The sequence below is a fragment of the Allonocardiopsis opalescens genome (assembly GCF_003002095.1).
Taxonomy (GTDB): Bacteria; Actinomycetota; Actinomycetes; order Streptosporangiales; family Streptosporangiaceae; genus Allonocardiopsis; species Allonocardiopsis opalescens.
Map to the genome: position 1 here is coordinate 49,586 of NZ_PVZC01000009.1, position 22,278 is coordinate 71,863.

General features: G+C 72.7%; 22 protein-coding genes and 1 riboswitch. Of the genes, 9 read left to right on the forward strand and 13 right to left on the reverse strand.

Going from position 1 to position 22,278, the window contains the following annotated elements:
* Positions 1–11: 11 nt before the first annotated feature.
* The gene (locus CLV72_RS25950) at positions 12–1,325 is read right to left on the reverse strand and encodes a heparan-alpha-glucosaminide N-acetyltransferase domain-containing protein (RefSeq protein WP_106251500.1); all 1,314 of its coding nucleotides are present in this window, start codon (positions 1,323–1,325) and stop codon (positions 12–14) included.
* A gap of 156 nt (positions 1,326–1,481) precedes the next feature.
* Between CLV72_RS25950 and CLV72_RS25955 the strand changes: the two genes are divergently transcribed.
* The 3 genes from CLV72_RS25955 (at position 1,482) to thiD (ending at position 3,738) form a co-directional block, all read left to right on the forward strand.
* Positions 1,482–2,171, forward strand: a complete 690-nt coding sequence (locus CLV72_RS25955) for a VldE C-terminal domain-containing protein (protein WP_245930456.1) — start codon at positions 1,482–1,484, stop codon at positions 2,169–2,171.
* 35 nt (positions 2,172–2,206) lie between these two features.
* The gene (locus CLV72_RS25960) at positions 2,207–2,752 is read left to right on the forward strand and encodes a TetR family transcriptional regulator (RefSeq protein ID WP_211303127.1); all 546 of its coding nucleotides are present in this window, start codon (positions 2,207–2,209) and stop codon (positions 2,750–2,752) included.
* 45 nt (positions 2,753–2,797) lie between these two features.
* A riboswitch (TPP riboswitch) is annotated at positions 2,798–2,892 on the forward strand.
* The gene (gene thiD, locus CLV72_RS25965) at positions 2,884–3,738 is read left to right on the forward strand and encodes a bifunctional hydroxymethylpyrimidine kinase/phosphomethylpyrimidine kinase (RefSeq protein ID WP_106251504.1); all 855 of its coding nucleotides are present in this window, start codon (positions 2,884–2,886) and stop codon (positions 3,736–3,738) included. It overlaps the preceding riboswitch by 9 nt.
* Before the next feature lie 76 nt (positions 3,739–3,814).
* On the opposite strand, the gene CLV72_RS25970 is transcribed toward thiD, so the two are convergent.
* From CLV72_RS25970 to CLV72_RS25980, 3 genes are all read right to left on the reverse strand, one after another.
* Complete coding sequence (locus CLV72_RS25970; RefSeq protein WP_106251507.1) at positions 3,815–4,171, reverse strand: hypothetical protein; 357 nt, start codon at positions 4,169–4,171, stop codon at positions 3,815–3,817.
* Positions 4,168–4,545, reverse strand: a complete 378-nt coding sequence (locus tag CLV72_RS34005; RefSeq protein ID WP_425428126.1) for a BldC family transcriptional regulator — start codon at positions 4,543–4,545, stop codon at positions 4,168–4,170. Before CLV72_RS34005 ends, CLV72_RS25970 begins: the two co-directional genes overlap by 4 nt.
* A 177-nt stretch (positions 4,546–4,722) precedes the next feature.
* Positions 4,723–5,196: an ATP-binding protein gene (locus CLV72_RS25980; protein WP_170141115.1), complete on the reverse strand. Its 474-nt coding sequence runs from the start codon at positions 5,194–5,196 to the stop codon at positions 4,723–4,725.
* A 704-nt stretch (positions 5,197–5,900) separates the two neighbouring features.
* Here CLV72_RS25980 and CLV72_RS25990 point away from each other — a divergent pair.
* Complete coding sequence (locus tag CLV72_RS25990; RefSeq protein WP_245930457.1) at positions 5,901–7,388, forward strand: hypothetical protein; 1,488 nt, start codon at positions 5,901–5,903, stop codon at positions 7,386–7,388.
* An 11-nt stretch (positions 7,389–7,399) separates the two neighbouring features.
* Positions 7,400–7,963 carry a GNAT family N-acetyltransferase gene (locus CLV72_RS25995; RefSeq protein ID WP_106251518.1) on the forward strand — a complete coding sequence of 188 codons (564 nt, stop codon included), beginning with the start codon at positions 7,400–7,402 and terminating at the stop codon, positions 7,961–7,963.
* A gap of 116 nt (positions 7,964–8,079) precedes the next feature.
* Here the strand turns inward: CLV72_RS25995 and CLV72_RS26000 are convergent, their stop codons facing one another.
* Entirely contained in the window at positions 8,080–9,534 is a 1,455-nt protein-coding gene (locus CLV72_RS26000; RefSeq protein WP_106251520.1) for an alanine/glycine:cation symporter family protein, read from the reverse strand.
* Positions 9,535–9,736: 202 nt separating this feature from the next.
* Between CLV72_RS26000 and CLV72_RS26005 the strand changes: the two genes are divergently transcribed.
* Positions 9,737–10,762: a phosphotransferase gene (locus tag CLV72_RS26005; RefSeq protein WP_106251523.1), complete on the forward strand. Its 1,026-nt coding sequence runs from the start codon at positions 9,737–9,739 to the stop codon at positions 10,760–10,762.
* An 87-nt stretch (positions 10,763–10,849) separates the two neighbouring features.
* Here the strand turns inward: CLV72_RS26005 and CLV72_RS26010 are convergent, their stop codons facing one another.
* Genes CLV72_RS26010 through CLV72_RS26020 form a run of 3 tightly spaced genes read right to left on the reverse strand, consistent with a single transcriptional unit; the run spans position 10,850 to position 12,764 of the window.
* Positions 10,850–11,110, reverse strand: a complete 261-nt coding sequence (locus CLV72_RS26010; RefSeq protein WP_106251525.1) for a DUF6457 domain-containing protein — start codon at positions 11,108–11,110, stop codon at positions 10,850–10,852.
* 53 nt (positions 11,111–11,163) lie between these two features.
* Positions 11,164–11,370, reverse strand: a complete 207-nt coding sequence (locus CLV72_RS26015; RefSeq protein WP_106251527.1) for an MFS transporter small subunit — start codon at positions 11,368–11,370, stop codon at positions 11,164–11,166.
* Positions 11,367–12,764, reverse strand: coding sequence for an OFA family MFS transporter (locus tag CLV72_RS26020; protein ID WP_106252233.1), 1,398 nt, complete (start codon positions 12,762–12,764; stop codon positions 11,367–11,369). Before CLV72_RS26020 ends, CLV72_RS26015 begins: the two co-directional genes overlap by 4 nt.
* Positions 12,765–13,202: 438 nt before the next feature.
* Between CLV72_RS26020 and CLV72_RS26025 the strand changes: the two genes are divergently transcribed.
* Positions 13,203–14,426: a glycosyltransferase family 4 protein gene (locus CLV72_RS26025; RefSeq protein WP_106251529.1), complete on the forward strand. Its 1,224-nt coding sequence runs from the start codon at positions 13,203–13,205 to the stop codon at positions 14,424–14,426.
* Between the two features lie 52 nt (positions 14,427–14,478).
* Here the strand turns inward: CLV72_RS26025 and ggh are convergent, their stop codons facing one another.
* From ggh to CLV72_RS26040, 3 genes are all read right to left on the reverse strand, one after another.
* Positions 14,479–15,831, reverse strand: coding sequence for a glucosylglycerate hydrolase (gene ggh / locus CLV72_RS26030; protein ID WP_106251531.1), 1,353 nt, complete (start codon positions 15,829–15,831; stop codon positions 14,479–14,481).
* A 455-nt stretch (positions 15,832–16,286) separates the two neighbouring features.
* Positions 16,287–17,474, reverse strand: a complete 1,188-nt coding sequence (locus CLV72_RS26035; protein ID WP_106251533.1) for an ROK family transcriptional regulator — start codon at positions 17,472–17,474, stop codon at positions 16,287–16,289.
* Positions 17,475–17,733: 259 nt separating this feature from the next.
* Positions 17,734–18,990, reverse strand: a complete 1,257-nt coding sequence (locus CLV72_RS26040; RefSeq protein ID WP_106251538.1) for a pyridoxal phosphate-dependent aminotransferase — start codon at positions 18,988–18,990, stop codon at positions 17,734–17,736.
* Positions 18,991–19,143: 153 nt separating this feature from the next.
* Here CLV72_RS26040 and CLV72_RS26045 point away from each other — a divergent pair, with 153 nt between their 5' ends.
* Positions 19,144–20,067 (forward strand): LysR family transcriptional regulator, encoded by a 924-nt coding sequence (locus CLV72_RS26045; protein ID WP_106251540.1) that lies wholly within the window; start codon positions 19,144–19,146, stop codon positions 20,065–20,067.
* Between the two features lie 194 nt (positions 20,068–20,261).
* Complete coding sequence (locus CLV72_RS26050) at positions 20,262–21,071, forward strand: DUF998 domain-containing protein (RefSeq protein ID WP_245930478.1); 810 nt, start codon at positions 20,262–20,264, stop codon at positions 21,069–21,071.
* On the opposite strand, the gene CLV72_RS26055 is transcribed toward CLV72_RS26050, so the two are convergent.
* Both CLV72_RS26055 and CLV72_RS26060 read right to left on the reverse strand, forming a co-directional pair.
* Positions 21,040–21,846 carry a carbon-nitrogen hydrolase family protein gene (locus tag CLV72_RS26055; protein ID WP_106251545.1) on the reverse strand — a complete coding sequence of 269 codons (807 nt, stop codon included), beginning with the start codon at positions 21,844–21,846 and terminating at the stop codon, positions 21,040–21,042. The two genes, CLV72_RS26050 and CLV72_RS26055, sit on opposite strands and share 32 nt — an antisense overlap.
* Before the next feature lie 89 nt (positions 21,847–21,935).
* On the reverse strand, positions 21,936–22,142 hold the full coding sequence (locus CLV72_RS26060; RefSeq protein WP_106251547.1) for a hypothetical protein: 207 nt from the start codon (positions 22,140–22,142) through the stop codon (positions 21,936–21,938).
* Positions 22,143–22,278 lie beyond the last annotated feature (136 nt).

Here is a 22,278-nt window from a genome sequence, read left to right on the forward strand (position 1 = left end):
GCGCGCGCACGTCATCGGCGGGAGGATTCCTCCGGCGGTGCCGGACGGGTGAAGGCGTCGGCGGCGGCGTTGGAGGCGGCGGCCACCGCGCGCTCCAGCGGACCGCGCCCCAAGGTCAGCCGCCAGGCGGTGGCGAACAGCAGGGTGCCGATCAGGAAGAACTCCGGGACGGCGTCGATGAAGCCCAGCGGCGAGGCGGGCTCGTTCATCACCGCGAGGATCACCACGTGCAGGGTGTAGACGGTGAACGGCATCGAGCCGACCGCGGCCAGCGGGTACAGCGCCCAGCGCAGCCGGTCGCCGAGGAACAGGCAGAGGGCGAGCACGGCGAGGGCGGTGCCGGCGGAGCCGAGGATCTCGAAGGTGGTGCCGCTGTGCGGGGTGGCGACGAACAGCCAGCCGGGGTCGTCGGCGGGCACCGTGCCGTGCCAGCGGCCCAGGCTCTCCTCCACCTCGGTGCCCTCGGGCATGGGGTACGGGCTGGCCGAGGGGCCCGCGGCGAGCCGCGCCAGGATCCCGCCGCCGTGCAGCGCGTAGGAGGACAGGCCGTAACCGAGCAGGGCCAGCAGGCCGCCGGCGCCCAGCAGGGTGAAGCGCACCTGGGCGGAGCCGAGGTCGAGGCGGCCGACGGCCATGCCGGCCAGCAGGAAGGCCAGGAAGGTGAGCGCCGGGTAGGTGCCCAGGAGCAGGAAGTCGGTGAAGCCCTCGCCGGACAGCGCGGCGACCGGGTCGACGGCGCGGGCCGTGTCGAGCCAGGCCCACGGCAGCGGGCCGTACTCGAAGCCCCAGCGCAGCGCGAAGGACAGCTGCGGTCCGGCCAGCGCGGCGACGGCCGCGGCGATCGCCAGGCCCCGGGCGCGCAGCCGCAGGAAGGGCAGCGCGAGCAGGAAGAAACAGCCGTAGTAGTTCAGGATGACCGAGACGCCGGAGTCCAGGGTGGTCAGCACGCTGCCGACCAGCAGCAGGATCAGCGCCCTGGCCGCGACCTTCCACAGGGTCCGCCGCCCCTCCGCGCCCGTCTTCGGCTCGGCGCGGCCGGAGATGATGGCCAGCGAGATGCCGGCCAGGAAGGCGAACAGGATCGAGGAGCGGCCGCGGGTCAGCTCGTACACCAGTTCGTTGGCGTCGCCGGCGAGGAAGGCGACGCCGGTGTGCACGGTGAACATGCCGAAGATCGCCAGGCTGCGGGCGATGTCGACGCCGACCAGCCGGCCGCCGGACGCGGGGTCGCGGGTGGCGGCGCGGGGTGCGTCCGCGTCGGTCGGCTCGGCCGTGGCCACCACGTCCGCGTCGGCGCGGGCGGTGGAGGGGTCCCGGTGTTCCATCACGCCTTCCAGAATGCCCGCCGAGGGGTAAAACCAGGCGGAACTCGGGCGAAGTCCGGCTTCCTCAGCATAGGGGGCGAGCCGGGCGGCGGCGCGTCCTTTCGCCGGGTGAGCAGGTCGGGCGCATAGGCTTCCCGCGTGCACAGATTCGGGTGTGTGGCGATCGTCGTCGTGCTGCTGGCGGCGCTGGCCGGGGGCGGCTACTGGCTGGCCAGGGAGCTGGGCGTCCCGCTGGTCAGCGCGGCCTGCCTGGTGCAGGTCGACGGCGAGCCGGTCGGCATCGACCGCGAGCACGCCATGCGGGCGACCACCGCGGCGGTCACCGGCGACGACCCGGGCGAGGGGGTGGACCCCGCGGTGGTGCGCGCGCTGCGGGAGGGGGCGCCGGACGGGCCGGGACCCGTGCTGACCTGCCGCGCCACCGCCCCCGAGGGGCTGGCCGCGGAGGAGATGACCGAGACGGGGCTGACCCCGCGCGCCCAGACCGTGCTGGACGAGATGAACGAGGTCTTCGGCGAGCTGAGCGTGGGCGGCTACGAGCCGGGCGGGATCAGCTCCGGGCACGGCGACGACTCCGCGCACTACGACGGGCGCGCCATCGACGTGTTCTACCGGCCGATCAGCACCGAGGGGCGGCGCGAGGGCTGGCTGATGTCGCAGTGGCTGGTGGCGCACGCCGAGCGGCTGGCCCTGGCGGTGGTGATCTTCGACGACCGGATCTGGAGCACCCAGTTCTCCGCCGCCGGCTGGCGCCCGTACAGCATCACCCCCACCGGCGACGAGGCGGTCGACGAGATCCTGCGCCACATCGACCATGTGCACGTGGACGTGATCGAGCAGAGCTGAAGCGGCGGCGCGCCCCGCCTAGGATCGGCGGCGTCATGAGAGCCGACGCCGCGCGCAACCGGGAGGCCGTCCTGCTGGCCGGCGCCCGGCTGCTGTACACCGACCCGTCCGCCGGCATGGCCGCGATCGCGGCCGCCGCCGGGGTGGACCGCCGCACGGTGTACCGGCACTTCCCCGACCGCGCGGCGCTGCTCGCGGGGGTCCACGCGGCGCGGCTGACCGCGATCGAGCGGGCCTTCGACGACGCCCGGCTGGACCGGGCGCCGATCGCGGTGGCGCTGCACCGGCTGGCTGAGGGCGTCATCGCGGCCAGCCGCCGCTGGCCGGTGGACACGGCGCTGCTGGACCAGGACGAGGCCGCCCGCGTCCGCTCGCTGGCGCTGGCCGAGCGGCTGGACGAGTTCGTGCAGCGCGCGGTGCGCGAGGGGCTGCTCCGCGGCGACCTGCCGACGGGCTGGGCCCGTTCGATGGTGGTGCGCCTGCTCGACCTGGCCGCGCACCAGCTGCCCACCCTGGGCCCCGCCCCGGCCGCCGACGTGGTGGTGCGCTCGCTGCTGGACGGTATCGGCGCCCCGGTCTGATCCGCCCGCCTAGCGGGGCGACCCGGGCGGTTTGTTACCGTATGGGGCTACGACGCGGGGTGCCCGGACGCCGGGCTGAGAACACACCCGTGGAACCTGATCTAGCTCGTACTAGCGAAGGGACGTCGGCCATGGCCACGGGCTCCCCTGTTTTCCCGCACTCCCCCACCTCTCCCGGCCCCATCCCCAACGTGCTGACCATCGCGGGCACCGACCCCAGCGGCGGCGCCGGCATCCAGGCCGACCTCAAGACCTTCTCCGCGCTCGGCGGCTACGGCATGTCGGTCGTCACCGCCCTGGTCGCGCAGACGACCACCGGCGTGAGCGCGGTGCGGGTGGTCGAGCCCGACTTCGTCACCGCCCAGCTCGACACCCTCTTCGGCGACGTACGGGTGGACGCCGTCAAGATCGGCATGGTCGCCAACGCGGGCATCGTGCACGCCGTCGCCAAGGCGCTGGACCGCCACCGCCCGGCCGCCGTCGTGCTCGACCCGGTCATGGTGGCCAAGAGCGGCGACGCGCTGCTCGACCCCGACGCCGCCGCGGCCGTCCGCGACGAACTGCTCCCGCGCGCCGACCTGATCACCCCGAACCTGCCCGAGGCGGCGGCGCTGCTCGGCGCGGACGAGGCGGCCGACGAGGCGGCAATGCCCGAGCAGGCGCAGCGCCTGCTCGACCTCGGCCCGCGCTTGGTCCTGCTCAAGGGCGGCCACCTCACCGGCCCCACCAGCACGGACCTGCTCGTCGGCGAGGGCCTGCCCGAGCCCCTGGCCCTGACCGCCCCCCGGGTGCCCACCCGCAACACCCACGGCACCGGCTGCACCCTGTCGTCCGCGATCGCCGCCCTGCGCCCCCGCCGCCCCGACTGGCCCGCCGCCGTCACCGACGCCAAGGACTACCTCACCGGCGCCCTCCGCCACGCCGACGACCTCGACGTGGGCCATGGGCACGGGCCGGTGCACCACTTCTTCGCGATGTGGGCGTGACGAAGGTGTACGGCCAGGCCCTCTGTACGTGACTCGCGGCCCCGCTTGGGCGGGGGCCGCAGTCAGTGGCGGGTGGTCAGTTGGTCTTTTGGGTGAGTCGGGGGATGGCGAGGGTGAATCCGTGGATCTGGTGGTTGTCGGGGTGGTGGGTGGGGGTGAGGTGTTGGAGGTTGAGCCAGGCGTGTCCGGTGGGGTGGGCCTTGCCATGGGAGGCCAGCCAGCTGAGGAATTCGTTGGTGACGGCCTGGGTGATGAGCTGGGAGATCTTCGCCATGCGGCCGGGGTCGGTGAGGAGTCCGATGGGTGGGGTGTCGGGGGTGGGGGGTGTGGTGGTGATCCACATCAAAAAGCACTGCTCGGGTGGGGCGGGCAGGGTGGTGGCGAGTGCCCCGTCGGGGTGGACGGCGTGCAGGGCGCGGGGTTCTTGGATCATGATCGGCCTTCTTCCTTGGTGTCGTGTTCTTGCTGGTTGAGCAGGTGGTGGACGTCGTCGGCGGTGTAGCGGCGGTGTCCGCCCAGGGTGCGGATGTAGGTGAGCTTGCCTTGGCGGGCCCAGCTGGAGACGGTCTTGGGATGCACCCGAAACAGGTGCGCCACCTCTTGGGCGGTCATCAGCTCGGGCAACTGGCCCTGGAGCTCTTCGGGCAGCAGTGGCCGCTCGGGAAGCTGAGCGGGGTCGAAGTAGTAATGGCCGCTGACGTGCACGGCGAAGACCTCACCGGCCTCGGCCATCTCCTTGATCGCCTGCGGAGTTCGGCCGGTGAGGCGGGCGGCCTCTCCCAGCGGCACCATGTCGGGAACAGGCATACGGGGGCTTTCCTCAGGGACTCGGACACACCAAGGGGCATGCCGGAAGCGAACAGATCGGTGATCGGTGGGTGTGGTGGTCCCGGCCGCGGGGGGAGCCTCCCCCTCGGGCCGCACCGCCCCCAATCGGGGCAGGACAGGGGACGGACGGCCGCTCGACCCCCGCGACCAGGACGATCAGTAGCCGCGCCGCGCAGGCAGCGGCGATCGGCCGGACGGATTGGGCCAGTGCAGCTCGAAATAGACGGTGCGCCCGGTGAAGCCGAAACGATCCCCGAACGCATCGGCGAGTTCGGCCACCAACGCCAAACCCCGGCCACCCACCTCTTCGGGGCCGCTCATGACGTAGCGGGGGTGGGATCCGGTGCGGTTGCCCGCGTCATCGCACTCGATGCGCAGCCACCCCGGGCCGCACCGCACCCGCAACACGAACCGCCCTCCTGGGGCACCGGATTCGGTGTGCGTGACCGCGTTGGTCGCCACTTCCGACAACAGCAGCACGGCGATGTCCACCACGCCAGCGGGAACGGCTTCGACCGTGAGAACCTGACGCAGCCAGTTCCGCGCCTCAGCCACCGAGACGGACAGGCCCGGGAAAGCCCGATCGGCGGTTCCTCGGGTCACGATCACGGCCCCACCGAGGGCGATCACCGCACTGCCCCCTCGGCCAGGAAGTCCGAATCGTCGCACCGTGCATGCGCGGACGCACGCTCGTGCGCCACGAGATACGGCCGCACCAGCGCTGGGAACGCACCTGTGGGCATGTCTTCGATTGCGAAAGTCTCGGTACGCTCCGAGCAGGTTTCTGGACGGCGACGCAACGGCGGCAGCCGGTGTGCCACGCCCACGTGCGGACCGCGACAGCGGTCAAGAAACAGGACGCCGCGAGCATAGTGCCCGAAGCGACAGAGCAGGCGCCGAACGGCAGCGTACTGGCGGGCCGAGACGGCGGCCGTGTGCTTGAGTGTGCCCAGCAGAATCGTGGGGATACCTGCGGTTCGTCGGCAGGGCCATGTCTGAACGCTTGCGTCCTGAATGTACGTATCCGTTACGCCAATCATCATTGCTCCAAGTTTGAGATGGCCGAGTCGCAACGAGCCACGACTTGAGAGAGGTCTGAGACCGCAGCGCATCTCGCCCTGACTCGCTGCACTCGATCGAACACCTTCGGAAGCGCTGAGTCACCAGGGGCGCAGACATGGTTTTTATGCAGTGATCAATTCGCTGACCTGCGACTATGGCGTCAACGACGCGGTTCTATGTCAACGTTCGCCCTCCCGCCCTCCATAAGCACGTTGCACTCCCTCGACAGTGAGGCAATCTTGATCTCACGGCTTCACGAGGAAGGTCGAGAAGTGGGATGGACCAAGCGGCAGATCGCGCAACTACGTGACCGCATGCGACAACAAGGCCGCACAGACGACGAGATCACAGACGAACTACGCGTAAGGTGCGGGATATCCCCTCTCACGGCTTACCGACAGCTTCGCGGCTGGAGCCAGGTCGAAGTGGCTGTGCGTTACCGCGCGCAGGGCGGCGGGCCTTCACTGGACCAAGCGAGCTTGAGTCGGTTCGAGTTGTGGCCGCAGGAAGGAGGCCGTCCTCCCCAAGCGGCTCAAATCATCGCGCTGGCCGCCCTGTATGCGACCAGCCCCCGGCGGCTGCTCTGCCCTGACGGACTGGACAAGCTCGACCGCCACGAGCGAGAGGTCTTGCTGCGCATCCAAGCCGTTGACAAGAGTCTCGCGACACCTCCTGGCACACAGCCATCGAAGTTTGAAAGCTTGCCAACGACGAACCTCACGTTCGCAACACAGGAAAGGCAGGTCGCAATGGCGGCACAGAGAGCGTTCCGCTTCGCTTCCATCGCCGAAGGAAATAACGTTGGCCCCGAAACGATCCAGCAGCTGTTCGAAGAGGTCCAGCGCATTTCTTCCCTCTATCCACGAGTTCCGCTACATCAGGTACTTGGCGACTTGATCGAGGCTCAGAACGTTTCATTTGTGATCTTGGAAGGGCGTCAGCGCCCCACGCAGACTCGCGATCTTTACCTGCTCAGCGGCATTCTCAGCCTCATGCTCGCCAAAGCGTCACATGACCTCAACGACCCGCAGTCAGCGATGAAGCAAGCTCGCACGGCCTATATCTGCGCGGACAACGCCGAGCACGACGGCCTGCGTCTAAGGGTGCGGACTCAGCAGTCCCTCATGGCCTACTGGGCGGGCTGGACCTCCGAAGCCATCCGCTATGCCGACCTCGCACGCGATCTCGCGACACCTAGGACAGGAAGCGCGGGCGTATGGTTGCTGGCTCAGAGCGCACGCACCGCATCTGCTGTGGGAGAAGGCGAAAAAGCGATCGCGGATCTCCGATCAGCGCGAGAGTTGCGTGAGCAGATCGAACCGGACGATCTCGACTCGTTCGGAGGCCTGATGCGATTCGCTCCATGCCGTCAGCAGTACTACGCGGCTGAGACGCTTATCTGGATTCCCGGACAGGAATCTGAGGCTGAGGCGGCGTCATTGAAGGCGATCCAGACGTACGAAGAGGCGTCCAGTTCGGAATCCGACGACTGGGCGTTCGGTGATGAGGCCGGATCGCGGACCGACCTCGCCTTCGCGCGCGCAGCGCGGGGAGAACTGGAAGGAGCCGAGGAAGCCATATCACCCGTCTTGGAGCTACCCGTTGAGCAACGGGTGGCTGGCGTGGTCGCCAGCGCGATGCGGGTCCACGGGGTGCTCCGGAGCGCGCAGTACGCCGGAAACCGGCGGGCCGGACAAGTGCGTCAGGCAATCGAGTCGTACAGCCGGACACCGGCCGCCTCGATCACGTCGGGGCGTTAACCTCTGAGACCGTGTACCCGATCGATCTGTCCAGTGCCCGCCTTCAGCTGCGTGAGTTGGTCCCTTCGGACGTCGCGGATCTGGTGAAGGTCTACGGGGACGATGCCACCGTTCGGCACCTGTCCTTCACCCCGCGAACCGTCGACCAGTGCACTGTGATCGTCGACTCTGCGGTCGCGGACGCGGCGGCTGAGCCGCGAACGGTGTACATGCTCGCCGTGGCGAAGGAAGGCGGACTGGTCGGAACGGGACGGCTCGGGATCGATGACCGGCCCCACAGCGCCCAGATCGGCTTCGCCGTGCGATCGGACCTGTGGGGTCAGGGCCTGGGCGCGGAGACCGTCCGGCTCCTCTTGCGCCTAGGGTTCGACGTCCTCGGGCTCAAGCGGATCTGGGGCGCGCGATCCCCGCTCAACGAAGCGTCGGCGCGCGTAATGAACGGGGCCGGGATGGTCGAGGAAGGGCGCATTCGCCGACACCTGTGGACGCGCGGAGCATGGCGCGATTCCGTCGTCCACTCGATTCTGGACGACGAGTGGCACAGGGACAGCGCTCCCGAGCGCCAGCGCCTCTGATCTGAGCCAACTCCTTCTGAGCCAGCAGTCTGACCTGTGCCACTTCCGCCTCCGGCACGCCGACGGGCCGCGCGCCGGAGCGGGCGGCCCGTCATGCGGTCCGGGAGGCCGGTGGGTCAGGCGCCGGCGACCGGGGCGTTGTTGCCCGGGTCGGCGGTGGTGCCGGCCAGCTTCCAGTTCGGGTTGGCGAAGTAGGCGCGGGTCTCGCGCGCCACCAGGCCGGAGAGCAGCACCAGGCCGATCAGGTTCGGCAGCGCCATCAGGCCGTTGGCGATGTCGGAGAAGAGCCAGACGGTGTTCAGCGGGATCACCGAGCCGACGAAGACGACGAGTACGAACACGACCCGGAAGGGCACGACGGCGACCCGCCCGAAGAGGCGGTCCATGCACCGCTCGCCGTAGTAGCACCAGCCCACCAGGGTGGTGAAGGCGAAGAACACCAGGGCGATCGCCACGATCATCTCGCCCGAGGTACCGGGCAGGCCGACGGAGAAGCCCTCGGCGGTCAGCGGAGCACCGGTCAGCAGCACTCCTTCGTCGTCGGTCCGCGTCCACACCCCGGTGGTGACGATGACCAGGCCGGTGATGGTGACGACGATCAGGGTGTCGATGAAGGTCTGCGTCATCGACACGAGCGCCTGCCGGACCGGGTTGGTGGTCTTGGCGGCCGCGGCCGCGATACCGCCGGTGCCCAGGCCGGACTCGTTGGAGAACACGCCGCGCGCCACACCGTACTGGATGGCGAGCAGGATGCCGGAGCCGACGAAGCCGCCCGCGGCGGCGGTGCCGGTGAAGGCGTCGGTGAAGACCTGCCCCAGCGCGGCCGGCAGGTTGCCGATCTGCAGCACGATGACGGCCAGGCCGCCCAGGATGTAGGCGATGATCATGAACGGCACCACGCCCGCGGCGAAGCGGCCGATGCTCTTGATGCCGCCGAGCAGCACCGCGCCGGCCAGCACCATCATGACCGCGCCCGACAGCCAGAACGGCACGTTGAAGGTGCTGTTGAGCTGGTCGGCGACGGAGTTGGCCTGCGACATGTTGCCGATGCCGAAGGCCGCGATACCGCCGAAGACCGCGAAGGCGATGCCCAGCACCGTACCCAGGCCCGCGCCCCAGCCGGGGAAGACCTCCTTGAGGCCGTAGGTCAGGTAGAACATCGGGCCGCCGCTCTGCTCGCCCTTGGCGTCGGTGCGGCGGTAGCGCACGCCGAGGAAGGCCTCGGAGTACTTGGTGGCCATGCCGACCAATCCGGTGACCCACATCCAGAACAGCGCGCCGGGGCCGCCGATGGAGATGGCCGTGGCCACACCGGCGATATTGCCGACGCCGACCGTGGCGGCGAGCGCGGTGGCCAGCGCCTGGTAGTGCGAGATGTCGCCTTCGACGCCGTCGCCGGGCTCCTTGCGCTTGATGAGCGCGTACCAGAGCGCGTAGCCGAGCTTGTGGAACTGCAGGCCGCGCAGCATGACCGTGAGGTACAGGCCCGCGCCGACCAGCAGCGGGATGAGCAGGAAGGGACCCCAGACGAAGCCGCTGACTTCGCCGAGGACCGCGTCGATGGCTTCCAAGTGGTTCCCTCCGAGTCAGTGTCTCCGACACCGTGCATGGGACCCACCGAACGTTAACGGCCCTTCCGGGCTGATGCACTACACGCGCGGTCTCTTTGCGTCACTACTTGGTCGCGTTCCCATAAAGGCCGAAACGCCCCGATCGCGCCGCACGTTGGTAACGACCGCCCCGCACCGGGCGGAAGGCTGACACACTGCGGTCATGGCCGAGCACGCAGCAGCGCGCGGCGGGCGGGCCGGGGAGCGCGGACATCCCGCCCCCGGGGCGCTCCGCCCCGCCGCGGCGCTGGCGCCGTGGGGGCTGGTGCCCGAGCGCGCGCAGCGGGTTCCGGGCGGCGAGCTGAAGGAGACCTGGCTGGTCGACTGCGCCGAGGGCCGCTTCGCGCTGCAGGCGTACCCGCCCGGGTCCGGCACCGAGGTGGCGGTGATGGCCGGCTGGCAGCGCCGGCTGGCCGAGGAGCTGCCCTTCGTGCCCCCACCGCGCCCCACCCGCGCCGGCGCGCTGTCCGCCGCTGCCGGCGGCCGCCCCGTCACCCTCGTCCCCCATGTCGGCGGTGCGCCCGCCGACGTGCGCCGCCCGGCCGAGGTCGCCGCCGCCGCCCGGGCGCTGGCCGCGGTGCACGCCCGCACGGCGGCCTGGACCGGTGCCGCGCCGCGCCCGCCCTACGCCCGGTTCGCCGACCTGGACTGGTGGCGCAACCCGCTGTGGGACCTGGCCGAGGTCGAAGGGCTCTGCCGGGCGGCCGGGCGCAGCGGCCTGTGGCTGCGGCTGCGGGCCGGGGTCGGCGCCGCCGTCCTCGAACTGTCGGCCTTCGCCGCGCTCGACCTGGTCGAGCAGGTGGTGCACAACGACTTCCACCCGGGCAATGTGCTGGTCGACGGCGGCCGGGTGGCCGGGGTGCTGGACTGGGCCGAGGCGACGGTGCAGTGGCGGGTGCTGGAGGTGGCCGACGCCGCCTGGGCCTTCGGCGGCCGCGCGCCGGACGGGAGCCTGGACGCGTCCGCGGCCCGCGCCTTCCTGGACGCCTACACCGGCGCGGGCGGGCGGATCACCGGGGTGGAGGCGGGGCTGCTGGTGCGGGCGCTGCGGCTGCGCCGGCTCTGGGAGTCCTGCTACCAGCTCGGCCTGGCCTGCCGCGAGGCCGAGCCGCCCGCCCCGGAGCGGCTGTCGGCGGTGGAGCGGCTGCTGACGGCGCTGGACGCCGTCCCCGACGACGCCCTGCGCTGAGCCGGGCCGCCCGGCCGGAACGGACACGGGCCGCGCCGGAGCGGTGCTCCGCTCCGGCGCGGCCCGCACGTGACCGGCCCCTCGGGCTCAGCCCTCCCGCTTCTCGCCGTCCTCGCTCCCCGCCTGCGCCAGCGCCAGCCGCGACAGGGCGGCCGCCGCCTGCTCGGGGTCGGCGCCGCGGCCCACCGCGATGCCGAGCAGGTAGGCGGTGAGCGGCGCGGACGGGCGCGCCACCGAGTGCGCGGCGTCCTTGGCCAGGTCGAGCACACGGTCGACGTCGGCGCGGGTCATCTCCTCGTCGAGCCCCAGTTCCGCCGAGACCAGCGCGGCCCAGTCCGTCAGCTTCATCTGCGCGCTCCTCCTCAGGTCCGGCCGGGCACCGGCCGGGTCGGGTGGACGCCTCAGCCGGTGAACAGCTGGGACGCCGTGATCACGATGTTTACCACGCCGTACCCCAGCAGCAGCGCCACCAGGGTCCAGGCCACGACCAGCAGCACCCGGTACCGCGGCGCGATACCGGTGGTCTCGGTCCCGTCCTGCCCATCGCCGGACACCTCGTCGGCCATCGGCTCCGTCCTCCGCTCGGGTCGCGGTTCCTGGTCGGTCATTCCGCCTCCTTGCCCGCGCCGGCGCCGGACGCGGCCGGCTCCGGCTCGTGGAAGCGCGCGGCCACCGGCCGCACCAGCAGATTGGCCACGAAGCCGACGGCCAGGATCCCGACCATCGTCAGCAGCGGCAGGGTGTAGGCGTCGTAGGTGAGGGTGCCGGGCTCGCCTTCGGCGTCCAGGAAGGTGTTGACGATGGTGGGCCCGGCGATGCCCGCCGCCGACCAGGCGGTGAGCAGCCGACCGTGGATGGCGCCCACCTGGTAGGTGCCGAACATGTCGCGCAGATAGGCGGGGATGGTGGCGAAGCCGCCGCCGTAGAAGGAGAGGATCACGCACGCGAAGAGCACGAACAGGGCGACGGAGACGTGGCCGAAGAGGGCCAGCAGCACGTAGAGCACCATGCCCAGGCCCAGGTACAGCATGTAGATGGGCTTGCGGCCGATCACGTCGGAGGTGGAGGACCACACGAAGCGCCCGGCCATGTTGAAGATCGACAGCAGCCCCACGAAGCCGCCCGCCGCGGCCGGAGCCACCGCCGAGACGCCGCCCTCGCGGAAGAAGTCCTGGATCATCGGGCTGGCCTGCTCCAGGATGCCGATGCCCGCGGTGACATTGGTGAACAGCACCACCCACAGCAGCCAGAACTGCGGGGTGCGGATCGCGTTGTTCGCCGAGACGTTGGCGGTGGTGATCATCGGGGCGGCGCGGAGCTTGGCCGGGTCGAAGCCGGCCGGCCGCCAGCCCGCCGGCGGCACCCGCACGACGGCCACACCGACCATCATCAGCACGAAGTAGACCACGCCGAGCGTGGCGAAGAGCCCCACGAGCGCGCCGCCCGACGCGACCGAACCCGACTGCCCGGCCACGTACTGGGGGTCGTAGAGCGCCATCAGCTGGCCCGATAGCGGAGTGGCCACCAGGGCGCCGCCGCCGAAGCCCATGATCGCCAGGCCGGTGGCCAGGCCAGGGCGGTCGGGGAACCACTTGATCAGGGTGGAGACCGGGGAGATGTAGCCGAGGCCGAGCCCGATGCCGCCGAGGAAGCCGTAGCCGAGGTAGACCAGCCACAGCTGGCTGGTGGCGATGCCCAGCGCGCCGACCAGGAAGCCGCCGGCCCAGAAGCAGGCGGAGGCGAACATGGCCCGCCTCGGCCCGTTGTTCTCCACCCAGGTGCCGCCGATGGCGGCCGAGAGGCCGAGCATCACGATCGCGATGCTGAAGATGACGCCGATCGCCGTCTGGCTCGCGTCGAAGTGCTCCACCAGCGAGGTCCGGTAGACGCTGGTGGCGTAGACCTGCCCGATGGACAGGTGCACCGCGAGCGCGGCGGGCGGGATCAGCCAGCGGCTGTAGCCGGTCGGTGCCACCGCGTGGTCGCGCCGGAGCGCGGTGATGCCGAGCACACGCCACCTCCCCTAGACCGTCACGGACGGTCGCTCGTGTATGCGGAATACGGCAAGCAACGATCATCCACCCGACGCAAGCGAAGCGCCACCCCCTGTGCGCGTCCCGGCGCGTCGCGGCCCGGCCGACCGGCCGTCCCCGCCGCAGCGGCGAAGCCGGCCCGGCGCGGAGCGGCCGGTACCGCCGACGTGCGCGGCGGGGAGCGCGCCCTTCCCCGCCGGCGGCCGGACCAGGCCCGATGCCGGGGGCGGGCCGCCGGCGGCCGCATTCGCGGGAACGGCACACAGCCGGTGCCGCGCGTTCACGAACTGGACCGCGGCGTGTTCGCTTCGCTCTTTAGCGTCATAGCCGCGGGCCCAGGCCCGTCCGCCGGCGGGCGCCCGGCCCGGCCGGCCCTCCTCCCGACCGCCCGTTCGAGGAGAAGCCCGATGGCCACCCCCACCGCACTCCCCGCGCTCCCCACGGCCGCGCCCGCGCACGGCGACCGGCCGCTGCGCGTCGCGATCGTCACCGAGTCATTCCTCCCCCAGGTCAACGGCGTCACGAACTCCGTGTGCCGGATCCTCGACCACCTCGCCGACAACGGGCACCAGGCCATCGTGCTGGCCCCGGGCCAGGGCCAGGACGTGTACCGGGGCTTCCCGGTGCTGCGGCTGCCCGGCCTGCCCCTGCCGCTGTACCGCTCCTTCCAGCTGGGGCTGCCGTCCCGGCGGCTGATCGCCACCGCGCTGCGCAGCTTCGCCCCCGACGTGGTGCATCTGGCCTCGCCGGTGGTCTTCGGCCACGCAGCGGTGGCCGTGGCGCGGCGGCTCGCGCTGCCCACCGTCGCGGTCTTCCAGACCGACCTGGTCGGTTTCTCGCGCCGCTACGGCCTGCCCTACGCCGACCGGGTGCTCTGGCCGCACCTGCGGCAGCTGCACGCCGCGGTGGACCGCACCCTGGTTCCCTCGGTGGCGACCCTGCGGCAGCTCGCCGACCAGCGCGTCCCCCGGCTGTCGCTGTGGCAGCGCGGGGTGGACACCGAGCGCTTCCACCCACGCGAGCGCAGCGAGGAGCTGCGGCGCCGGCTGGCCCCCGACGGCCGGGCCCTGGTCGGCTACGTCGGCCGGCTGGCCAGGGACAAGCGGGTCGACCTGCTGGCCCACGTCGCCAAGCTGCGCGGGCTGCGGCTGGTGATCACCGGGGACGGCCCCGACCGCAGACGGCTGCGCGCGCTGCTGCCCGACGCGGTCTTCCTCGGGCAGCGCACCGGCCGGGAGCTGGCCCGCGTCTACGCCTCGCTGGACGTGTTCGTGCACACCGGCGCGGACGAGACCTTCTGCCAGGCGGTGCAGGAGGCGCTGGCCTCCGGGGTGCCGGTGGTGGCGCCCGCGGCCGGCGGCCCGCTCGACCTGGTCGACCCCGAGCGCACCGGCCTGCTGTACGAGCCGGACTCCGTCACGCAGCTGCGCTGCGCGGTGGGGCGGCTGGTGCACAGCCCGCAGCTGCGCGCCCGGCTGGCCGCCGCCACCCGCGACTCGGTCGAGCACCGCACCTGGCATCGGGTCAACGCCGAACTGGTGGAGCACTACCGCCAGGTGGCGGGTCTGGGCGCCCCGCTGGGCGTCACCCCGCCGGTGGTCATGCCCTCGCGCGGGCCCGGCGCGCGCTGACGGCGCGGTCCCGGCCGCCGGTCCGCACCTGCACCGGCGGCCGGGCCGCGGCTCAGGGCCGGGCCAGCAGGTCCAGCGCGACAGCGGCCGACCAGGACTGCGGCTGGGCGCCCAGCGGCCGGCCGGTGAAGGGCTCGTAGTACTCCGCGAAGAGCCCGTCGGCGAGCTGGGCGGAGGTGGCGGCGCGCAGCCGCGCGGCGGCCGCCGGCTCGCCGCAGCGCTCCAGGCCCCAGGCCAGCAGCCAGTTCATCGGCGGCCACTGCGGGCCCCGCCAGTAGCGGCCGGGATCGAAGCCCTCGGCGCCGGGACGGGTGCTCGGCGGCACCGCGAAGGCCAGCGACGGGTTCCCGCACCACTGCGGGCCCTCCAGCAGCTCCACCAGCGCGCGCTGGCGGGGCGCGTCCAGGCCGCCGCAGATGAGCGGCGCGAAGCCCGCGATGGTCGGCGCGGGCACCGCCTGCTCGGTGCGCAGGTCGATGTCGGCGGCGAAGCCGTCGTCGCCGGCGGTGCCGACGACGCCCTTGCGGTAGCGGTCGGCGTACTCCAGCAGCTCGCCGGTGGCGCCCAGGCCCAGCTCGTCGCCGATGGCGGCCAGCTCTTCGTTGGCGGCGGCGAAGATCGCGCTCATGAACACGTCGCCGACCCGGAAGCTGAGGGTCCGCGCGGCCGCGGCGTCGTCGTAGCGGGCGGCCCGCAGCTCCTCCACCAGCCACAGATAGCGGTCGTACTCGGCGTCGCTGGGCCGCTGCCGGCTCTCGCCCAGCGCGCTGAGGTCGGCGCGGCGGTAGGGCGGCAGGCCGGGGCCGGGGCGGACGGCCGCGTAGGGCCCGTCCCAGCGCGGCGAGTTGTCCATGCCGCTCTCCCAGCTGTGGTAGATCGTGACCAGCCCGCTTGAGCCGGGATCGCGCTGTTCGGCCAGGTAGCGGTGCCAGGCCAGCAGCCTGGGCCACAGCAGCCGGATGCGCAGAGTGACCTGGCGGCGCTCGGCCGGGGTGGCGTAGCGGGTGGCCTCCAGGATGCGGCGCACCGCGATGGCGTGCACCGGCGGCTGGATCAGGCCGCTGGTGGCGCGGGTGCGCGGCGCGTCGGTGCAGACCTGCTGGCAGCGCCAGCGGTCGGGGCCGGGCACGTAGTCGTGGATGGTGTCGGCGAAGACGATGTGCGGCACCATGCCGGTGCGCCACTGCGCGCCGAACAGGGTCTCCAGTTCGGCCAGGGCGCGGCCGGGCGAGAGCCTGGCCAGGCCGATGGCGATGAAGGCCGCGTCCCAGCTCCACATGTGCGGGTACAGCCGCGGCGCGGCGACGGTCAGGGCGCCCTGGTCGTGGGCGCGCAGCACGTAGGCGGCGCGGGCGGCCACCTCGGCCGAGGTGCGGTGCGCCGGTGCCCCGGCGTCCACGGTCATCGCGCGGTCACCGATTCGGACACGCGGGGTCGGCAGGCAGGAACTGTGCGAGTGAACCCAGCCACGATGGCGCTCCTTGGGAACGACGCGGACGCAACGGATGCAGAAGTGGTGCGGAAGCTACGGAGACCGGAGAAACCGAAGAAACCGTGGAGTATCCGAGAGGATCCGAAAAATCTGCCGGTGCATCTACAGAGAGGAACGATAGGTATCAGCTTGAGAATCAGGCACTTCGTCCGCGATGTAGGACATAGTGACGCGAAGGAGCGCCTTAAGTCAACATATTGAAACCTGCGTTAACACGCCAGCAACACAAGGACACCGGAGCGTTTCGTGGCGTGTCGCGAATGCGCGTTCACGCGACCGTTTGATTACGGCTCGCCCCAGATGCCCCACCGGAACCGGGGCCGGGCGGAAAGGAGCGGATCCGGGCCGGTCAGCGGCCCGCCGCCGGCTCAGGCCGGACGGACCAGGGTGGACTCCGCTTCGACGCCAAGCAGCCGGGCGTCCACGGCCTCGGCCGACAGCACCCGGTCCACCACCATCGCCACCGTGCCGACCACGCCGGCCCGCTCGGCCAGCCGGCCCTGGATGATGCGCAGGCCGTGGGTCGAACGGTGCTGGGCGGCCTGGAAGATGACCTCGCTGACCCCGCCGAGCAGCACCTCGCCAGTGCGCGCCAGCGCGCCGGAGACGATCAGGGTGCCGGGGTTGACCACGCTGACCACCGTGGCCAGCACCTCGCCGAGCACCTGGCCCGCCTCGCGGGTGAGCCGCACCGCCCGCGGGTCGCCCTCGGCCACCAGCCGCACCACCGCGTGGGTTCCGCCCACGCCCAGCCGCCGGGCCAGCGCCGCACCGCCGGCCACCGCCACCAGGCAGCCGGAGGCGCCGCACTCGCAGCGGACGTCGTCGTGGCCGCGCACCCGGACGTGCCCGATCTCGCCGGCCGCGCCGCCCACGCCGTGCAGCAGCCGCCCGTCGGCCACGATGCCCGAGCCGATCGCGGTGCCCACCTTGACCAGCAGCAGGGTGGACCAGTCGGGATCGGCCACGGTGTACTCGCCGAGCGCCATCACATTGGCGTCGTTGTCGACCAACACCGGACCGGGGAAGGCCTCGCCCAGCGCGGCCCGCAGGTCGAAGCCCGGCCATTCGGGCATCAGCGCGGTCGGCATCACCCGGCCGGTGTGCGGGTTGACCGGGCCGGGCACGCCGACGCCCACCCCGCACACCTCGTCGACGGAGCGGCCGACCCGGTCCAGCAGCACGGCGAAGCGCTCGGTCATCCACCGCACCACCGGCTCGGGCCCGTCGCGCAGGCTCAGCGGACTGGCCGACTCGGCCAGGTTCCGGCCGCCCAGGTCCATCACGGCCAGCCGCCCGTGGGTGGCGCCGATGTCGGCGGCCAGCACCACGGCGGAGTCCTCGTCCACGTGCAGCACATTGGGGCGGCGCCCGCCAGTGGAGACGTCGACGCCGCCCTCGCGCAGGTAGCCGGCGGTGACGAGCTGGTCGACCCGCTGCGCCACGGTGGAGCGGGCCAGGCCGGTCAGCTCCATCAGGTCGCGGCGGGTGCGCGCCTGGCCCCGCCGGATGTACTGCAGCAGGTGGCCTGCTGACACTCCGCTGACCTGGGGCATCGCCCTCACCCTCCGCTACGGCGGCGAACCGCCTCGCGGCGGCGGCGCGCCCGGCGCCGCGCCGCCGCCCTTCCGTCCGCCGTCAACAGCCTCGCATGCGGCCGAAACGGTACGGCCGCCGGGATCAGACGGTAAGGGCTTCACGTTAACGGCGAAGGCGCCGTATGCAACGCGGCCGATACATTCGGTGCGATCGGCCGCCGGAGGGTGTGGCCTCGGTCACAGAACGTGCCGGCGGCCGAGGGCGCCGGCCTCCGGGTCAGCCGGCCACGTCGGCCAGCACCTCGCTCAGCCGGTCCAGGGAGCCGGCGATCCACGGCAGCGCGACCGGGTCGTCGGCGGCCAGCGCCTCCTCGCGCTGCTCGGCCGTCTCGCCGTACAGCAGGCTGGTGGCGACCCGCAGCCGCAGCGCCCGCTCCCCCTCGCCGAACTCCACGGCCGGCAGCACGCCCAGGCCGTAGGCGCGCAACAGGTGCCTGCTCAGCCCGGCGCCGGTGTCGATGCCGTGGTCGGCGCCCAGGCGGGCGCGCCAGGCCTCCAGGTCGGGATACAGGTAGAAAGCGGCCTGCGGCGGCACCACGATGGCGCCGGAGCCGACGAAGCGGTCGGTGACCGCCGCGGCGACCCGGGCGTGCAGCCGCCGGCTGGCCGCCACCCGCGCCACCACCTCCGGTGGCTCCGCGAAGGCGTAGGCGGCGGCCTGCTGGACCGGGCCCGAGGCGCTGGACCAGATCTCGCTGCCGATGCCGAGCAGTTCGGCGCGCAGGGCCTCGCCCAGCTCGCTGTCGGGCAGCCGGGCCACGCCGAGCCGCCAGCCGCCCAGGGCGAGGTTCTTGCTGAGCGCGGTGGTGACCACGGTGCGCTCCGGCGCGAAGGCGGTGGGGCTGACGAACGGGGGCTGCCCCTCGTACACGAGGTCGCGGTAGATCTCGTCGGAGATGACCACCAGGTCCAGGTCTCGGGCGGCGCCGCACAGCCGGCGCACCGCGCCCCGCGAGGCGAGCGTCCCGGTGGGGTTGTCGGGCAGCGTGACGATCACCGACCGCACGGTGCGGCCCGCCCTGCGGGCCTCGACCACCGCCCGGGTCAGCAACTCCGGCTCGGGCACCCCGCCCTGGCCGGGCGGAGTGGGCACCCCGATCGGCCGGCCGCCCAGCATCCGGGCCTGAGCGGCGTAGCTGACCCAGCTGGGACGCGGTACCACCACATCGCCGCCCAGGGCGAGCAGCAGCGCGAACAGCAGCGGCTTGCTGCCCGGGCCGCTCACCACCTGGCCGGGGTCGGTGGGCAGGCCGCGCCGCTCCCAGTACCCGGCCGCGGCGGCGCGCAGGTCGGGGCCGCCGGCCACCGGACCATAGGCGTTGCGGTCGCCGCCCGCGGCCAGCGCCTCGCGCAGCTCGGGCAGCACCGGCAGCCCGGCCTCGCCGAAGGCCATCGGCAGCACCGGCGCGCCGGCGCGGCGCCGTTCGGCGATCTCCTCATTGGCGGCAAGAGTGGCGGACACGGTCACAGGCATGAGAACTCCGTTTGGAGATAGAGGATCGTTCGGGACGGCCGCGCCTGCCCGGGCCCAGGCCCCCGCGAAAAACCAACCGGTTGCCTACCACACTGCCCCGTAGAATCCGTCAGTACCAGCGAGTCTTCACGACGGTGACTTTAAGGAAAACTGATGCTCGATCTACGGCGGCTCCGCCTGCTGCGGGAGTTCGCCCACCGGGGGACCATCGCGGCCACCGCCGCGGCCCTGGGCTACACGCCCTCGGCCGTCTCCCAGCAGCTGGCCTCCCTCGAGCGCGAGGCCGGCACCCCGCTGCTGGACCGCACCGCGCGCAGCGCCGCGCTCACCGACTCCGGGCGCCGGCTGGCCGAGCACGCCGAGCGCATCCTGGCGATGGTGGAGGCGGCAGAGGCGGACCTGCTCGCGCAGAACACGATGCCGCTGGGCCGGGTGGAGGTCACCGCCTTCCCGACCGCCGCCGTCGCCTTCGCCCCCGCCCTGGCGCACAGCCTGCGCGACCACCCCGGCCTCCAGCTGCTGCTGCGCCAGACCGGCCAGGACAGCGGCGCGCGCCAGGTGCGGTCGGGCGAGGTGGACATCGCGCTGGTCGACGACTGGACCGGCACCCTGGCCGGACGGCGCGCCAACGGCCTGCAGTTCGTGCACCTGTGCCGTGATCCGCTGGTCCTCGTGGTCCCGCTCGGCCACCGGATGGCCGACCCGGACGTGCCGGTGGACCTGCGCGAGCTGCGCGACGAGCCGTGGATGGCGGCACCCGAGGGCGAGCCCTCGCGCCAGGCGGTCGACCGGCTGCTGGCCGACGTCGGCGGGGCGCGGCCGGTGCCCTGGGAGTTCGAGGGGCTCGGCACGATCCTCAGCCTGGTGGCGCGCGGTATCGGCATCGCCGCGGTGCCCGCGCTGGCGCTGTCGGCGGGCGACGCGGGGGTGGCCGTGCGCGAGCTGCCCGACGCGCTCGCACGCGACGTGTGGGCGGTCGTGCGCACCTCCAGCGTGCGCCGCCCTTCGGTGGCCGTCACCCTGCGTGCGCTGCGCTCGGTGGCCGCCGGCCACTCCGGACCGGATTCGCAGCCGTAACGGTCGGCTAACGGTCGGGCGTCGATGCCGCCGCGGCGGCATCGACGCCCGCGCCTCCCACGTTGTCCGGGTGGAGGTTATGGGGCGATCCGGGGCGACCCCGGCACCGCATCGGGGACGAATCGGGGCTTTCCAGGGAGTCCACCCGATGCGCGGACGTCCGGGGAAAAGCCATCGTGAACACCGTGAACAGCATGGACACCGAGGACGGCGGACCGCCGTTCGCCGCCCATACCGCTCGCGAGCGGCGCAGGGCCCGGCTGCTGGCCAGGATCGCCGCCGGCGGTATCGCCGTCTCCGTGCTGGCCGTGGTGCTGGTGCACCTCACCGCCGGGCCCGGCTACAGCATCCTCGACAACGTCATGAGCGAGTTCGTCTACTCGCCCAACGGCACCCTCATCGCGCTGGCCATGTTCACGATGGGCCTCGGCTCGCTCGCCCTGCTGCTCGGCCTGCACCTGCTGCGGCTGATCCACCGCCCGCTGGTCACCGTGCTGCTGGCCGTGTGGGGCGGCGGGCTGGTGATCGCCTCGGTGATCCCGGCCGACCCGCCCGGCTCGGTGCAGACCGGGCTGACCCTCACCGCCGAGATCCACCGCTGGGCCTCCACCGGCGGCTTCATCTGCCTGCCGCTGGCCGCCCTGATGATGACCGGCCAGCTGCGCGCCTCGCCCGACTGGCGGCTAACGGCCGGGCGGATGCGCGGCCTGGCGCTGTGCGCCGCGGCGATCCTGCTGCTGATGGCGCTGGTGAACTGGCCGGGCGGCCGCGTGATGATCGGCCTGGTGCAGCGGGTGCTGCTGGCCATCGAGGCGGGACTGGTGACCGTGCTGGTGATCGGGGTGCTGCGCGCCACCCGGCCCGGCCGGCGCGACCGGGTTGCGACGCCGCCGGCGGCCGGCCGACTGGACCCGCCGCGGGACGCCGCCCCGGCCGCCGGGTCCGAGGAGTGCGGCGCCGGCAGCGCCGGCTCTAGCGGTCCGGCCGGTCCGGCGCCACGGTGAACCTGCGGTGGCGCAGGCTGGGCAGCTTCGCGCGCACCTCGGCCAGGCGCTCGCGGTCGACCTCGGCCATCGCCCAGCCCGGCGTCTCGCCGAGGCCCGCCAGCACCACGCCGAAGGGGTCCACCAGCGTGCTGCGGCCGCAGTTGGCCGGGCTCACCTCGCCCGAGCCCGCGACGTAGACGGTGTTCTCGATCGCACGGGCGCGCAGCAGGGTGGTCCAGTGGTCCTCCTTGTACGGGCCCGCCACCCACGCGGCCGAGACGGCGACCAGTTCGGCCCCCGCGTCGGCCAGCCGCCGGTACAGCTCGGGGAAGCGCAGGTCGTAGCAGGTGCTCAGGCCCACCACCGTGCCGTCGAGCGTGAAGGTGACCGCGTCGGGCCCGCCGGGGGTGACGTTGTCGGACTCGCGGAAGCCCAGGGCGTCGTAGAGGTGCATCTTGGTGTAGGAGGCGAGCAGTTCCCCGCCGTCGACCGCGACCGAGGTGTTGAGCACCCGGCCGGCGCCGCCGCCGTCGTCGGGCCGGTGCATGCCGGCCACGATCGCGATGCCGTGCTCGCGGCTCAGCGCCCGCAGCCGGGTGGTGAAGGGGCCGTCCAGCGGCTCGGCGGCCGCCCTGATCGCCTCGGCGCCGGTCCAGAAGCGGGCCATGGAGCCCTCGGGGAAGACCGCCAGCCGCGAGCCGGCCGCCGCGGCCGCGCGCACGCCCTCGGCGATCCGCTCCAGGTTCGCCGCCTTGTCCTCGCCGACGGCGAACTGGTGCACGCTGACCCGCATACCGCCTCCCATCGGACGGGCGCCGCCCCCAGCGGCGGCACCGCGCCTCAAGGGTACGCGCGGACGCGGCGGGCCGGGCGGCGCCGCGGTCAGCCGACCCTGCGGGGCCGCCCGCGCAGCCGGGCGATCCGGCGGTGCAGCCGCCGGATCAGGTGGTGGGCGTGGTCCCGGTCCTCGCGGGCCTGCCACCACTCCCGGTAGTGCCGCCTGGCCTCGTCGCGGGCCAGCGCCAGTTCGCGTTCGAGCTCGGCGACCCGGGCGCGCCCCTCGGCCTGCCGCCGCTCGTAGGCGGCCATGGCGCCTTCGCGGCACCAGACCTCTTCCTGTGCACGCCCCAGTTCCGCGGCCAGCTCACGCAGCCAGGCGGACCGCTCCGTGCGAAATCCCCCGACAAACCACACAGCTGCCATCTAGCCCGCGCGTTCGGCGCGT

Coding starts and splice junctions, on each gene's coding strand:
- CLV72_RS25950 (WP_106251500.1), bottom strand. CDS start 1,325: ATGGAACACCGGGACCCCTCCACCGCCCGCGCCGACGCGGACGTGGTG.
- CLV72_RS25960 (WP_211303127.1), top strand. CDS start 2,207: ATGAGAGCCGACGCCGCGCGCAACCGGGAGGCCGTCCTGCTGGCCGGC.
- thiD (WP_106251504.1), top strand. CDS start 2,884: ATGGCCACGGGCTCCCCTGTTTTCCCGCACTCCCCCACCTCTCCCGGC.
- CLV72_RS25970 (WP_106251507.1), bottom strand. CDS start 4,171: ATGATCCAAGAACCCCGCGCCCTGCACGCCGTCCACCCCGACGGGGCA.
- CLV72_RS34005 (WP_425428126.1), bottom strand. CDS start 4,545: ATGCCTGTTCCCGACATGGTGCCGCTGGGAGAGGCCGCCCGCCTCACC.
- CLV72_RS26005 (WP_106251523.1), top strand. CDS start 9,737: ATGGCCGAGCACGCAGCAGCGCGCGGCGGGCGGGCCGGGGAGCGCGGA.
- CLV72_RS26010 (WP_106251525.1), bottom strand. CDS start 11,110: ATGAAGCTGACGGACTGGGCCGCGCTGGTCTCGGCGGAACTGGGGCTC.
- CLV72_RS26015 (WP_106251527.1), bottom strand. CDS start 11,370: ATGACCGACCAGGAACCGCGACCCGAGCGGAGGACGGAGCCGATGGCC.
- CLV72_RS26025 (WP_106251529.1), top strand. CDS start 13,203: ATGGCCACCCCCACCGCACTCCCCGCGCTCCCCACGGCCGCGCCCGCG.
- ggh (WP_106251531.1), bottom strand. CDS start 15,831: ATGACCGTGGACGCCGGGGCACCGGCGCACCGCACCTCGGCCGAGGTG.
- CLV72_RS26035 (WP_106251533.1), bottom strand. CDS start 17,474: ATGCCCCAGGTCAGCGGAGTGTCAGCAGGCCACCTGCTGCAGTACATC.
- CLV72_RS26040 (WP_106251538.1), bottom strand. CDS start 18,990: ATGCCTGTGACCGTGTCCGCCACTCTTGCCGCCAATGAGGAGATCGCC.
- CLV72_RS26045 (WP_106251540.1), top strand. CDS start 19,144: ATGCTCGATCTACGGCGGCTCCGCCTGCTGCGGGAGTTCGCCCACCGG.
- CLV72_RS26050 (WP_245930478.1), top strand. CDS start 20,262: ATGGACACCGAGGACGGCGGACCGCCGTTCGCCGCCCATACCGCTCGC.
- CLV72_RS26055 (WP_106251545.1), bottom strand. CDS start 21,846: ATGCGGGTCAGCGTGCACCAGTTCGCCGTCGGCGAGGACAAGGCGGCG.
- CLV72_RS26060 (WP_106251547.1), bottom strand. CDS start 22,142: ATGGCCGCCTACGAGCGGCGGCAGGCCGAGGGGCGCGCCCGGGTCGCC.